Origin of the sequence: Vibrio sp. OY15 (genome assembly GCF_000742455.1) — a bacterium.
GTDB classification, from domain to species: Bacteria; Pseudomonadota; Gammaproteobacteria; order Enterobacterales; family Vibrionaceae; genus Vibrio; species Vibrio alginolyticus.
In genome coordinates this window covers 290,874-303,501 of the sequence record NZ_JPIL01000012.1, presented here as the reverse complement: position 1 = coordinate 303,501, position 12,628 = coordinate 290,874, and the positions used below count along the sequence as shown (strand labels likewise).

Sequence of the window (12,628 nt, the reverse complement as noted above, 5' to 3'; positions counted from 1 at the left end):
TCTGCCCTTAAATAAAAATGAGATCAATTATCATTTTCATGATCATGTGAGATTTTTATCTAGTGTGTGAGGAAAAACGTTTGCTTTGACCGAGGTAATAAAACTTAATAACTTCCTAAATTAGCGCTCTATGCTGTTTATATACAACTAGACAAATATAAAAGCTGACAAACGAGTGAGTATGGAAAGACGCTATTTCACCTAGCGACAGACATAAAAAATCCGAGTGCGAACACTCGGATTTTTAAGAACTAAAATCAATGGGAAACTACAGCAGCTTTTACTCTTCAGAGCTCGGTGCCGCTGGTTTTTTCTTAGGGATGAAGACATCATCACCTACAGATACGTTTTTGTAGAAGCTCTTGTCACGCTTAGCTGGTTTTTTCGCCGATTTTTTCGCTTGAGGGCGAGCTTTCTTTGCGGTCGCTTTCTTATTGCGGAAATCTGGTTTAGGTGGCTTAAGGCCTTTAAACTTACCTTTCAAATCTTCGAACACTGAAAACTCAAGATCTTGTTGTAGGTATGCTTCTACACGTTTAAAGCTATCCCAGTCTTTTGGACCAACAAGAGAGATTGCATCCCCTTTATTTCCAGCACGACCAGTACGACCAACTCGGTGTACGTATTCTTCGGTATGCTTTGGCATATCGAAGTTGATGACGTGTGTCACAGTTGCAATATCCAAACCGCGGGAAGCAACATCAGTCGTTACAAGGATCTTAAATACTGCGCGCTCAAACTGACTCATAATGGTGTTACGTTGAGTCTGGTTCAAGTTACCACTCAGTGCTACAGCCTTCAGTTTCTTTTCGTTTAGCTTTTCTGTTAGTCGCTCAGTATCATCACGCGTTGCCGTAAAGATAATAACTTGACGGTATTCAGCCTCAGAAAGAACACGATCTAAAATTGCCTCTTTATGATCCAGGTGATCACACAAGTAAAATTTTTGCGTAATATCTTTATGTTCTTCGTTAGAAACGCCGATAGCAATACGCTTTGGCGCATTGAGCATTTCAGCCGCGATTTCATTGACGTCTGCATGATCTAATGTCGCAGAGAACATCAACGTTTGACGACGACGATGCTTGGCTGCTTTATGAATGCGACGAAGCTCTGGTGCAAAGCCCAAATCCAACATACGGTCTGCTTCGTCAAGAATCAGCGTTTCCAAACCATCCAGATAAAGCGAACGATGATCTAAGTGATCAGCCAAACGTCCTGGTGTCGCCACGATAAATTTCGGGTAACGACGCAGAGCTTTTACCTGATCGTTAAAGTTCTCACCACCCAAAATCAGTGCTGCTTCATAAGATAGGCCAGCTAGCATAGAACGAAGCTCACCATATACTTGTTTCGCTAGCTCACGAGTAGGAGCAAGGATTACCGCGCGAGGGTCTTTCGCAGAAAACGATTTTGTCTTTAAAGACTTATGAAGCATTGGCAATACAAACGCCAAAGTCTTGCCCGAACCTGTTTTCGAAGATGCCAATAGATCCTTGCCTGCAATCGCAACAGGAATCGCCTGCTGCTGAATGTCAGTCGCTTTTTTAAAATCGTAGTGTTTTAGGTTCTTCAACAATCGGTTGTCTAGGCCTAGATCTTTAAATTGCAAAGTATTCTCCAATAAATCAGTCAGCGTCTGAGCGCTCTGTAGTGTCGTTTCCGCTCTAACGCAGCAAAAAAATAAAGCTCGGTATAATACCGCAAATCATAGGAGTATAGATAGAGATCACACAAACTAATTCCCTGTGGTAACGGTAAAACATCATTTGTGGCTCAGTTCAGAGTAAAGACTAGCCTTTTTGATGAGCAGCTGGACAGGAAGTTTAGAGAAAAGCCGTTCAAATATGCCTTCTATCCATCAACAAAACGACTTAAATAGCAGTTATTTGGGCCAATAAACTTTCATTTGTGTCAATATCGTCTAAATTATTGATATCAGGAACGTGGCAAATACACCTGCTATGAAAACTGTTGTGAGAACGAAATAAAGGATAGGTAGTTAAACTTTGTTAAGTTCAGGTAAAAGTTGACGTCAGGTACTCCATGAAATTCTTGGGTTTTTTTGACTTTTGCTACATCATGTACTGATAAAATGTAACCACATTTAACCTCGCTACTGTATAAAATAATAGTTAGTGGCGAGACTTTCACTATAAGCAAGGAGTTCTTATATGAACAAAACGTTGATCGCAGCTGCAGCAACTTCAGTACTTCTACTAGCCGGTTGTGCTTCTTCTGATGACGCAGCTACAGCAAATGCAGCAAAATTAGACGAACTAAGCAACCAAGTTAGCCAACTAAGCCAAGACGTACAAGCTCTTCAATCTGACGTTCAAAAATCAGGCGCAGCAGCAATGGCTGCTCAAGAAGAAGCCGAGCGTGCTAACGAGCGTATCGATAACATCGCTCAGTCTTACACTAAGTAAGATTTAATACCGCGTCTTAACGCCCGTTAAGGCGCGGTTATTTCGATAGGAACCCCATTCTGTGCAGCGATTGCTGCTTTAGCCTTCACGTTTTTCATACCGAATTCATCCAGCCACCACTTTAACTCTTTCGGCACTTTGAGTTCATCTTTCTCGCCATTACTACGAGTCAAAGGCTCATGTGCTTCTAAGAACACACTTCTGTCAGGCTCAAGTGTCATTTTGATAGGCAGGTTAATGATGTTAACGTCTTCGCCGTTACGAACCTTGTCAAATAACCACTCAATGTCACTTGGGTCCATACGAATACAACCCGCGCTGACTCGCATACCAATCCCAAAGTCCTTGTTGGTACCATGAATTAGGTATTCGCCATTCCCGTAAGCTAAACGCAATGCAAACATACCAAGTGGATTATCAGGCCCCGCAGGAACAACGGCTGGTAGGTCAATGCCCTTTGCTTTGTACTCGGCACGAATAGAGGCTGGAGGAGTCCATGTAGGGTTCGGTCGTTTTTGGCTGATACGCGTTGTCATTACTGGGGTATCGCGCCCTATTCGGCCAATTCCGACAGGAAATACATGGACAATATCCTCTCCTTTCGGAAAGTAATATAAGCGCAGCTCGGCTAGATTAATAACGATACCTTTATAAGGTACGTCTGGGAGGATTAGCTGTGTCGGAATAGTAAGAACATGCCCCTCTTCTGGTAAGAAGGGATCCACGCCTTTGTTTGCGGCCATTAAACCTAGCATACCCACATCGTAGAGCTTAGCGATATTTGCCATGGTTTCGCCTTCTTGAACGACGTGGTTTTCAAGGCGACCAATTAAACGGCTTCCATCCTCTGGTAATTCGTACATCTTAGCGAATGATAGACCACTCACTAAAGATAACGACACAGATAGCAGGGTACGTTTTGCGAAACTCATTGATCGCTTTTTGCTAAGCATTTCACTCTATTCCTTGGCACTTTTAAAGAGCTGTAAGGTTATCTCTCTTTCTGTCTTGTGATCAACCATCGGCTTGTGATATTCCAGTAAAGAAAAGCCCTCCCAAGTCCAAGGTTTATGGATGTATTTGTTCGGTACACTTTTGATTTCTGGTACCCAGTGGCGCACAAATTCACCATTAACATCGAACTTTTCGCCTTGGCTTATCGGGTTGAAAATACGAAAGTATGGCTGCCCGTCACAGCCCGTAGAGGCAGACCATTGCCAGCCACCATTGTTCGCTGCAAAATCGCCGTCCACCAGCTTACTCATGAAGTACGCTTCTCCCCATCGCCAATCAATATGTAAGTCCTTGGTAAGAAAGCTCGCGACAATCATACGTAATCGATTGTGCATCCAACCTGTTTGATTGAGCTGACGCATTGCTGCATCAACGATTGGGTATCCTGTTGTTCCTGTCTTCCATCGCTCAAAGGCTTTCTCATCATAGGACCACTGGATTTTATCCTCCCAATCGATAAATCCTTTGCCTTTGACGAGTTTTGGTTCGAAAACCAATAGGTGCTGATAAAACTCACGCCAAATGATCTCACTTAACCAAGTTGCTTTCCCTTCTGTAAGGTCATTTTGTTGATTTTCAGCATACAAACGAGCAATACACTGCCTTGGTGATAGCGCGCCAATCGCAAGGTATGGAGACAGTTGGCTAGTGCCATCAATAGCTGGAAAGTCTCGCTCGCTTTGATACGCGTCACTGCGCTCCCGTGCAAATTCCCTAAGCTGCTTCAAAATATCATTAGTCGAAGCCAGCCAGTCTTCACTGGATTCTCGAGGATAGCTAAATGTGAAGCTTGAATTAAATCGAGCCGACTCTAATTGTTCGAGTACCTTTTTATTGAGTGGCGCTTGCTCGTGAGGTTTTACTACCGTCGGCATATGGAACTGCGTTAACCAAGCACGCTTGAATGGCGTAAACACCTTAAAATATTCGCCTTGCTTATTAAGAACCGTCGTTGGCGCGTGCACACATTTGTCATGAAACAGTTCAAATTCGATATCGTGAGAAGCTAACGCTTCACTTACTTGTGTATCGAGCTCTCGTTCGTTCACCTCATAGTGAATGTTTGCCATGACAGACGTGGCTTCAAGTGTTTCCGCCCACCCACTAATCACATCTGTACAATCGGAAAACGACGGCACCTCTTTGTACAAAAAGGGAATATTAAGGCTTTCAAGCTCCTCGTTAAGACAAGCTAAGCGACGAGCAATGAGGTCTGCCTGCATCGGCGCCATGTGATGCTCCCGCCACTGCTCTGGCGTCGCGATAAAGCAAGCGACGACAGGCTGACCTGAATCCAATGCCGCTTTGAGTGCCGTGTGGTCTAACGTACGTAAGTCACGTCGAAACCATACTAAAATCATGGTAGCTCCTATCTTTTGTCTACTAAGTTAGGTGTAATTTCTCTATCACTTCAGAGCACCCCATCCGATCACCTAGTTGTGCGTGAAGCATTTTGATGGACGCTACTTGTTTAGCAGCTAGCGCTTTGTTGGAGAAAAGGTAGATAAACGAACCATTTTCAACGACCTCGTGATCTAGTAGACCAGAAACATCATCAACCTTATCGATCAAAGTCGTGTGATACCCTTGTTCGCAAAGTTTCGCTGCTTGAATCCAACTCTCAGACTCTCTGTTTTGTTCAAAGCTAATGAGCAGACACTTTCCTTTGGAAGCGGCTTTGTTTTCAGAATCGATAACAAGGGCAAGTCGAGTGATTAAACAAGTCTGAAATAACCCCACCTGCAAGGATCGCAACGATCCTTTTACCATATCTAGCGCATCAAATACTGGGCTAATAAACTGATCAATAACGAGTTTTAGTGGGTACTCTTTAAGAACAGAGGCAAGTAAACTCTCTGCTTTTCCTCGATTCAGGGTAGACAGCGCAAGCAGCATGTTTTCAACTTCTTCGAGTGTGCGAACCTCGTTTTTGACTTCGACATCGGCGCTTTTTCCTAGCAGCCCCTTCACTTTACCAATCGAAATCCCCTTCGCGAGCCAACTCTGGACTTCGCGAATCGTATCGAGATCTTGCTGGCGATAGAGTCTGTGTCCTTTTTCAGTTCGCTGAGGTTGGATCAAGTTGTATCTTCGTTGCCAAGCTCTCAGCGTAACTGGTTTTACACCCGTGATTTCTGCGACATCTCGGATCGCGTATAGTTTTTCTTCTGAACTACAAACCATAGCGTAATCTCATCTCCTGCGGATACGGTTCTAAAAACTTCTGTTTTGATAAATACTCGTCTGGGTAAGTATTTAAGTAATGCTTAATCAATGTAAGTGGTGCTAGCAGAGGCAGCATTCCGATACGGTAGTCGTGAATCACTGTCGCTAACTCTTCTTTTTCTTCTTTGGTTAATGAGCGTTTGAAGTACCCTTGTAAATGCATCAACACATTTGTGTTATTTTTGCGGCTAGCCCGATTCGTTAACGCCTTCATCAGTCCTAAACGATACTCTTGGTAAAAGTCTTCAATTTCATAATTAGCGACATCAGCGACTAAGCGGCCAAGGGAGCGGTATGACTCTGGGTGGTGTGCCATTAACGTCAGTTTGTAGCGCGAATGAAAGTCGATGATTTTGCCACGAGTAGGCTCACCATCCATCGAGTCGTAAAAGTCATTTAGACAAAATACTCGAGTAATAAAATTTTCTTTCAATACAGGGTCGTTAAGTCTGCCATCCTCTTCAACAGGCAACCAAGGCATTTTTTGCATCAATGTTTGTGTATACAAGCCAACACCTTCTTTCGCAGCACTGTTCTTGCTGTAAACCTTGACTCGCTCCATGCCACAAGTTGGTGACTTGGCACAAACGATGTAACCACAAAGCTGCTCGCTTTGAAGTTCATCTACTTTATTGGCCGAGTAAGTGAGCATATTGTCGGTATGATCATTTTCTGGATTTTTGGTTTCAACCAATGCAACACGCTCTTCATTAGAAACAAGACGAATTGTTGGACGGGGTACTGGCATACCTACGCCGACTTCAGGGCATACCGAAACAAAGTCAAAATACGGGCTGAGCTCTTTAGTCACAAAGTTGCTCACCTTATGACCAGAGTCAAAACGCACTCGTTCACCCAAAACACACGAACTGATACCTACTTTGATTGAAGATTCCATGATGACGCATCCCTATACAAAAAGTTTTGTTGTATAACTTATAGCAAGCCTTTCCAGATTGTACAAGAAAATAAGTTGTACAATTTAATCGTTTTACTTCACTCGAAAGTATTTCGATCAACCAGCTTTCAGAAAAAAGTTTGGCCCAAAAACAAAGAATTTGTGCGCGCAATCGACAAACTGCTCAAAAGCAAATCGATTGCTCTTTTGGTTTCAACAGATTTAGTTATCAATAGGAGTTGCAGTTTCTAAATGCGTGGTTTTTGTGACTAAGCTCTCAAGGGGCTACTGTACGTCCCGATATTATTGCCTCAACGAAAACGAACAAGTTCAACAGAATTGGTAATAGCGTTCTATAATAGAGGCGTTTTATCAAAACAAAACTTTGGAGAGCACTTATGGCAACCCCACACATTAACGCACAACCAGGTGATTTCGCTGAAACAGTTCTGATGCCAGGCGACCCGTTGCGCGCTAAATACATCGCTGAAACGTTCCTAGAAGATGTGAAACAAGTTTGTGACGTTCGCAACATGTTCGGCTTTACTGGCACTTACAAAGGCAAAAAAGTTTCTGTAATGGGCCACGGCATGGGTATCCCGTCTTGCTGTATCTACGTACACGAGCTAATCGCTGAATACGGCGTGAAAAACGTTATCCGTGTGGGTAGCTGTGGTGCAGTACGTGACGACGTGAAACTAATGGACGTTGTTATCGGTATGGGTGCTTCTACAGACTCTAAAGTTAACCGTATCCGTTTCAACAACCACGATTTCGCAGCAATCGCTGATTACGGTCTTCTAGAAGAAGCAGTTAACCAAGCACGCGCTCAGGAAGTGCCTGTAAAAGTAGGTAACGTATTCTCTGCAGACCTGTTCTACACACCAGAAGCAGACATCTTCGAGAAGATGGAAAAACTAGGCATCCTAGGTGTAGACATGGAAGCGGCTGGTATCTACGGCGTAGCAGCTGACCTAGGCGCGAAAGCACTGACTATCCTGACAGTTTCTGACCACATCATCCGTGGTGAAAAACTAAGCTCAGAAGAGCGTCAGAAGTCGTTCAACGACATGATGAAAGTTGCACTAGAAACTGCAATCAACATCTAAGAACAAATAGTAAGTAATAATTTGCAGCCAGAGTTATGCTGGCTGCCCGAATTATCCCGAGGGGGCGATTGTGTCTAACGGCGAACTGCCAAAAGACGCAGATGGGTTACAACTCAACTTTTGTAAAACATTGGCGTGTGACAACTTTGGATTGAGTGATGCAAAGCGTTACGTTCTGCAACATGCGAACCCTAAGCGTCCGGCGATGGTATGCCGTGAATGTGGAGCTTTCCCCCCCTTACTTAATAATCGCGATGTCGTGAACGAACTTCATCGCCTGCGGCACGTCCACAGTGACGGGTTGCCTGCTTGCCGTAATGATGATTGCGACAACTTTGGACTTTCTGTCCACACTCACAAACACCTCTATCACGCTTTCGGTTACAGTGGCGATCGCCAACGTTACCGCTGTAAAGTGTGTCAAAGTACCTTTGTCGACAAGTGGTCTGGTGCCAACAAGAAGCTTCAGTTTCAAGAGAACTTGATGGGCTTGTTGTTTACGGGATATTCCGTACGAGAAATCTGCCGTAAGCTTAGTATTAACCCAAAAACCTTTTACGACCATGTTGACCATATAGCTAGCCGCTGCCGCCGCAAGCTTGCAACCATTGATGCGCGCTGGGTAAACCACGCAACGCATTATGAATTGGCCTCAAACTATATTGCATTGCAACCGAACAGCAATAACGGTGTGTATTGGATTGTTTCTGGCGAAGCGCATTCTGGCTATATTCTTTGCCAGCACGTCAATTATTCCGCTGATGAAGAACCAATCGCAACGCTCGATCATAATCCTTACGATGAGGTGTCTCGTTTTGTTTCCCAGGAGTATGTAGCGGAAGCAAGTGAGCCGCTTGCGGAACCTTCTTATCACCTCAGAGAGCGAATTGACCAAAAATACCAAACAATTTTGGCTCGCGGTAACGTAGAAGACCCTCTTGGTAATCTATCTGTATTTCATTACCCTTCAAAAGGGGCATTAGTCCGTCCGCCATACACCTCGTATGCACACTATTTGCACGTACTTGATATGTGCTGCCCAAACAAACGTGTATCTCTATACATGCCTCAAGATCCCCTACTACGTTCAGCTGCACTGAGCGTTTGTTTACCTCGTATTAAAGAGAAAAGTGTCGACTTGATGTACGTAGAAGAGGACGCTAGTTGGGACATGAGCACTCCCTTTGGCAAAGTCGATATCGCCTATATGAGTTGGTGGCGCGATCGTTGGGCAATCTCTAGTCAAAACGAAAACCACAAAGGCATTTGCTACCTCGCTGGCGATCAAAATGAGCCTGAAAAATGGTTTAACGTTGCGACAACTCGTCATGTGAAGTTTTATCAAAACCGCTTTCAGATTCTTTTCGAAAGCTTCATTAACGAGCCACGTCGCAAATTACGACCTGCTGGTATTTTACCTCTTTTAGATATATTCAGAGCTTGGCATAATTTGTGCTATCAGGATAAACAAGGTCTTACCGCTGCACAAAGGTTAGAAGTCTCTGATGCACCTTTGACAATCAAACAGCTCCTATCGTAGCTATTCTATTGGTAATTTAGATGTAGTAATTAGGGGTTGTAACGGTATACATTACGGCCCCTGATCGTTTACCAAAACGTTATCCGCATCGCTTTGGTAAAGAAACATGCATCTAACCACTTAATATTAGGTGTGATTTCCAGTTCGATAGTCATGGATGTGAACGTTGGATAAAAACCAAATTCAGCTAGAAGATGATCTCACTAAGCTTAAAGGCCAAATAAAATCGGCCCCTAAACATACCTTTAATATTGCGCAGCAATATCGTATCCGCGCGGAACAAATTTTATTTGTGGACGGAGAGATCAAAGCCTTACTCATCATGGCGCAATGCTGTTGGTGCCTAATGGATTACCGACAAGGCTTAAAACTCGTCAAAGACGCTTACAGCAAACAAACACAGCTTGAAACCGACGATCATCTCCCGGAAATTCTCCATCTTTTTGCTCTCCAATATTGGGGCCAAGCAAAGTATTATTCCGCGCAACAATATTGGATTAATGCGCTCGAACAATCTGCTCTTGTTGATGATGTTGAAATTCAAATCGAATCTCTAATTGGGCTTGGTAATGTATGGCGCATCACTAATGAACACCAACTTGCCGCTTCAACTCATGAGTTAGCCGTTAAAGTGGCAAACAATGTTCGTATTGCTTGGTTAGAAGGCAAAGCGCGCATCCTATTAGCTTGGGACTATTACTTACTAAATAAGTTTGTCGAGATGCTTACGGTACTGGATGGAGCAACCGAAGTATTAAAAGATCATGATGACAGTACGTGGCAAGCCGAGATCTGGGACTTTAAAGGGTTAGCACTGCTTGGACTAGAACGCCTTGATGCGGCCGAAGAAGCCACCCAAAAAGCCCACCAGCTCGCCATTGAGCATGACCTTGTTTGGATGAAAGCACACTCTTTTATTAGCCGAGCAAGACTTGAGCTTTTGCGCCAAAATACAGACAGCGCTGCCAAGTTGCTACTTGCAGCAGAAGAGTCTGCACTCAGTTTCGACCACGGTGAGCTACTCAGCCAAATTTGCTTCCAACAATCACGAGTCGCTGAAGAACAAGGTGACTTTGAGTCTGCGTTTAACGCGTTCAAGAAATACCGTAAGCACGCACTCAAAATGCTCAAAGAACAAACTCATCGAATCAGCATGGATAAAGCAAGAGGCTCTAAACGCCAACTAGAGCAGCGAGCACGTAAGCTGATCAATCATATTCGCTCTCAACACGAATACGACCCTGAAAAACAGTTCTCTAATGTCGTTTCTGAGACCTACTGGTGGGAACAGTTAGTTTTGTTTAAAACGGAGCTCAAACGCTCTAACCACGCCATCATTATGATTCAGCATTCAAACCCCGAAGTTCTCGATGTTTGTACCGAGCTCGTTCATGCATTGACAACCTCCAGCGACCTCATCTCGAGAATTTCCAGTAACAGGCTAGCAATGTTAATTGCAGAAAAAGGTCAAGCAGCAGAAGAGGTCTACCGCACTGTCCAAGCGATGTTAGACATCTATCCATGGAAGCGACGCGGAATCAAAGGCCCGAAACCGATACTGTATTTGCAAGATATCCTGACCTTCCCATTCACGTTAGAACAGCTCGAAGAAAGTTATATTGAGGTAATGAAGAATGGAACAACTGCTTAGCAAGGTGACTGACGCAGGTATCGATCCTTCTTCCGTTTCAGGTGAAGAAGCGATTACGCTATGGGAACACATAGGGTTACATATTGCGTCAACAAACCGAGATAAAGCGCATTGCTATATCATTAGCGCCGAGTATCGAAGAGAGATCAAACAGCTCAACGACAGCATTAGTGAATTGAAACAAGCCCTTGAGTTGCTTGTTTTACCAGAAGATGTGGAAGATATTCTTTCTGTGAAAGCAAGCTTGAGTGAGCGTTTAGTTGAATTAGGTGACTACAATGCGGCATTAACCGAGTATGTTGCTTCAACCAATATCGCCGTCGAGTACGGCTATATTGATGAGTACGTATTGGCCATTATTGGAATGGGTAATTTGTGCGATGCCTATGGGGATCACCAACGTGCATTACGTTATTATCAAAAAATAGATGCTATCGATCACGCTATTGGCAGTCGATCCCTACGCCTTCGTTACAAGCTGTACATGCTTGCCTGTTATATCAGCTTAAACCGTACCGCAGACGCCAAAGAGCTGCTGAGTGAATGTGAAGAACTGAGCATTCTCGTCAGTGATAAAAACCTCGCCGCACAAATTCACCTCTACCGAGCCAAATTACATCGTCTGCAAGAAGACTACCCCAATGCGTTGCTGGCTATTTCGAATGTTCAGTATACAACGGGTAGTGCCACTACATACTGGTTATCCACGATGGTCAAAATTGAGACTGCGTATTGTCTAAACGGTGTAGGGCACACTTCTTTAGCTAATTTAACGTTGGACTCCATCAGTAAAAGGATTCAAAAGCAGCTATCTCCTATCGTTACTCAGCATTTTTATAACGCGATGAGTCAAGTTTACGCCTCTCAAGGGTTGTATCAAGAAGCATTAAATTGTGAAAAAAAAGCGCATAGAATCGAATCTGATCTTGTAAAACATATTCCGATCGGTGAGTTAGGGTCTGCTCAACTACGCCGACTTTCACGCTTTGAGTTACAACTCAAACTCATTTTGTCAGAGCTAGAAAACAAAGAACTAAAAGAAACCACCAAGCAGCATAAAAATACTGTTGCTCAGCTACAGCAGGACGTCTTTACCGATCCACTTACGTCTTTACACAACCGACGCTGGTTAGAAGTTAAACTAAAAGATCTACTTCTGCACGATACTGCATTTGCATTGATGGTCATCGATATCGATCACTTCAAATCCATCAATGACGAACTAAGCCACTTGGTGGGCGACAAAGCGATCAAAAGTGTGTCACAGGAACTGGCGTCCTACTTCAGATTTAAAGGCGCATCGTGCGTACGATTTGGTGGTGAAGAGTTCCTCGTGATCCTTGAGAATACCCAACTGGAACGCGCAGAAATGCATGCCGAGAATTATCGTGAACGGATTTATCAATATGGTTGGGACGATATTCTTGGTGAACGGGGGCTGACCGTATCCATAGGGATTACCTTGCATCGAGAAGGCGAGAATACTCAGCGAACTTTTTATCGTGCAGACAAAGCTCTTTATCGCGCCAAAGCCAATGGCAGAAACCAAGTCTGTACCGAACTTTAAACCATGCCCCCGGTTGATATCTGGGGCTTTAGTATACTTGTTACTTATCCTTCCTATATCACTTCACTGCTTGTTTAAATAAGTACTCAGCAACACCTTAACTGCCAATAAACATCAGTGGATACTTACATCGCATAAACATAATTCCTACATAAAAACCGCTTGATTCATCTGTAGTTAAGACAAATACTTAA

General features: G+C 43.8%; 10 protein-coding genes. 5 read left to right on the top strand and 5 right to left on the bottom strand.

The window, feature by feature from the left end:
* Nucleotides 1–280 precede the first annotated feature (280 nt).
* On the bottom strand, nucleotides 281–1,624 hold the full coding sequence (locus tag IJ23_RS15445) for a DEAD/DEAH box helicase (RefSeq protein WP_005383932.1): 1,344 nt from the start codon (nucleotides 1,622–1,624) through the stop codon (nucleotides 281–283).
* Nucleotides 1,625–2,174: 550 nt separating this feature from the next.
* On the opposite strand from IJ23_RS15445, the gene IJ23_RS15440 reads away from it, so the two are divergent.
* Nucleotides 2,175–2,429, top strand: a complete 255-nt coding sequence (locus tag IJ23_RS15440) for an Lpp/OprI family alanine-zipper lipoprotein (protein ID WP_005375145.1) — start codon at nucleotides 2,175–2,177, stop codon at nucleotides 2,427–2,429.
* Nucleotides 2,430–2,455: 26 nt separating this feature from the next.
* Here the strand turns inward: IJ23_RS15440 and IJ23_RS15435 are convergent, their stop codons facing one another.
* Genes IJ23_RS15435 through IJ23_RS15420 form a run of 4 tightly spaced genes read right to left on the bottom strand, consistent with a single transcriptional unit; the run spans nucleotide 2,456 to nucleotide 6,567 of the window.
* Nucleotides 2,456–3,382, bottom strand: a complete 927-nt coding sequence (locus tag IJ23_RS15435) for a L,D-transpeptidase family protein (protein WP_081886423.1) — start codon at nucleotides 3,380–3,382, stop codon at nucleotides 2,456–2,458.
* Between the two features lie 6 nt (nucleotides 3,383–3,388).
* Nucleotides 3,389–4,804 (bottom strand): deoxyribodipyrimidine photo-lyase, encoded by a 1,416-nt coding sequence (phrB, locus tag IJ23_RS15430; protein WP_033906725.1) that lies wholly within the window; start codon nucleotides 4,802–4,804, stop codon nucleotides 3,389–3,391.
* Nucleotides 4,805–4,826: 22 nt separating this feature from the next.
* The gene (locus IJ23_RS15425; RefSeq protein WP_033906723.1) at nucleotides 4,827–5,627 is read right to left on the bottom strand and encodes a MerR family transcriptional regulator; all 801 of its coding nucleotides are present in this window, start codon (nucleotides 5,625–5,627) and stop codon (nucleotides 4,827–4,829) included.
* Nucleotides 5,617–6,567 (bottom strand): YbgA family protein, encoded by a 951-nt coding sequence (locus IJ23_RS15420; RefSeq protein ID WP_005383935.1) that lies wholly within the window; start codon nucleotides 6,565–6,567, stop codon nucleotides 5,617–5,619. Before IJ23_RS15420 ends, IJ23_RS15425 begins: the two co-directional genes overlap by 11 nt.
* A 398-nt stretch (nucleotides 6,568–6,965) precedes the next feature.
* Between IJ23_RS15420 and deoD the strand changes: the two genes are divergently transcribed.
* The 4 genes from deoD (at nucleotide 6,966) to IJ23_RS15400 (ending at nucleotide 12,434) form a co-directional block, all read left to right on the top strand.
* Nucleotides 6,966–7,676 carry a purine-nucleoside phosphorylase gene (gene deoD / locus IJ23_RS15415; RefSeq protein WP_005375140.1) on the top strand — a complete coding sequence of 237 codons (711 nt, stop codon included), beginning with the start codon at nucleotides 6,966–6,968 and terminating at the stop codon, nucleotides 7,674–7,676.
* Between the two features lie 70 nt (nucleotides 7,677–7,746).
* Nucleotides 7,747–9,216, top strand: coding sequence for a hypothetical protein (locus IJ23_RS15410; protein WP_005375138.1), 1,470 nt, complete (start codon nucleotides 7,747–7,749; stop codon nucleotides 9,214–9,216).
* Between the two features lie 166 nt (nucleotides 9,217–9,382).
* Complete coding sequence (locus tag IJ23_RS15405) at nucleotides 9,383–10,867, top strand: hypothetical protein (protein WP_005375137.1); 1,485 nt, start codon at nucleotides 9,383–9,385, stop codon at nucleotides 10,865–10,867.
* The gene (locus tag IJ23_RS15400; RefSeq protein ID WP_033906722.1) at nucleotides 10,851–12,434 is read left to right on the top strand and encodes a GGDEF domain-containing protein; all 1,584 of its coding nucleotides are present in this window, start codon (nucleotides 10,851–10,853) and stop codon (nucleotides 12,432–12,434) included. The genes IJ23_RS15405 and IJ23_RS15400 overlap by 17 nt, the downstream gene beginning before the upstream one ends.
* The last annotated feature ends 194 nt before the right edge of the window (nucleotides 12,435–12,628 follow it).

Bases quoted from the DNA above. Each gene is read 5' to 3' on its own strand.
- IJ23_RS15440 (WP_005375145.1), top strand. From the start codon at position 2,175: ATGAACAAAACGTTGATCGCAGCTGCAGCAACTTCAGTACTTCTACTA.
- IJ23_RS15435 (WP_081886423.1), bottom strand. From the start codon at position 3,382: ATGCTTAGCAAAAAGCGATCAATGAGTTTCGCAAAACGTACCCTGCTA.
- phrB (WP_033906725.1), bottom strand. From the start codon at position 4,804: ATGATTTTAGTATGGTTTCGACGTGACTTACGTACGTTAGACCACACG.
- IJ23_RS15425 (WP_033906723.1), bottom strand. From the start codon at position 5,627: ATGGTTTGTAGTTCAGAAGAAAAACTATACGCGATCCGAGATGTCGCA.
- IJ23_RS15420 (WP_005383935.1), bottom strand. From the start codon at position 6,567: ATGGAATCTTCAATCAAAGTAGGTATCAGTTCGTGTGTTTTGGGTGAA.
- deoD (WP_005375140.1), top strand. From the start codon at position 6,966: ATGGCAACCCCACACATTAACGCACAACCAGGTGATTTCGCTGAAACA.
- IJ23_RS15400 (WP_033906722.1), top strand. From the start codon at position 10,851: ATGGAACAACTGCTTAGCAAGGTGACTGACGCAGGTATCGATCCTTCT.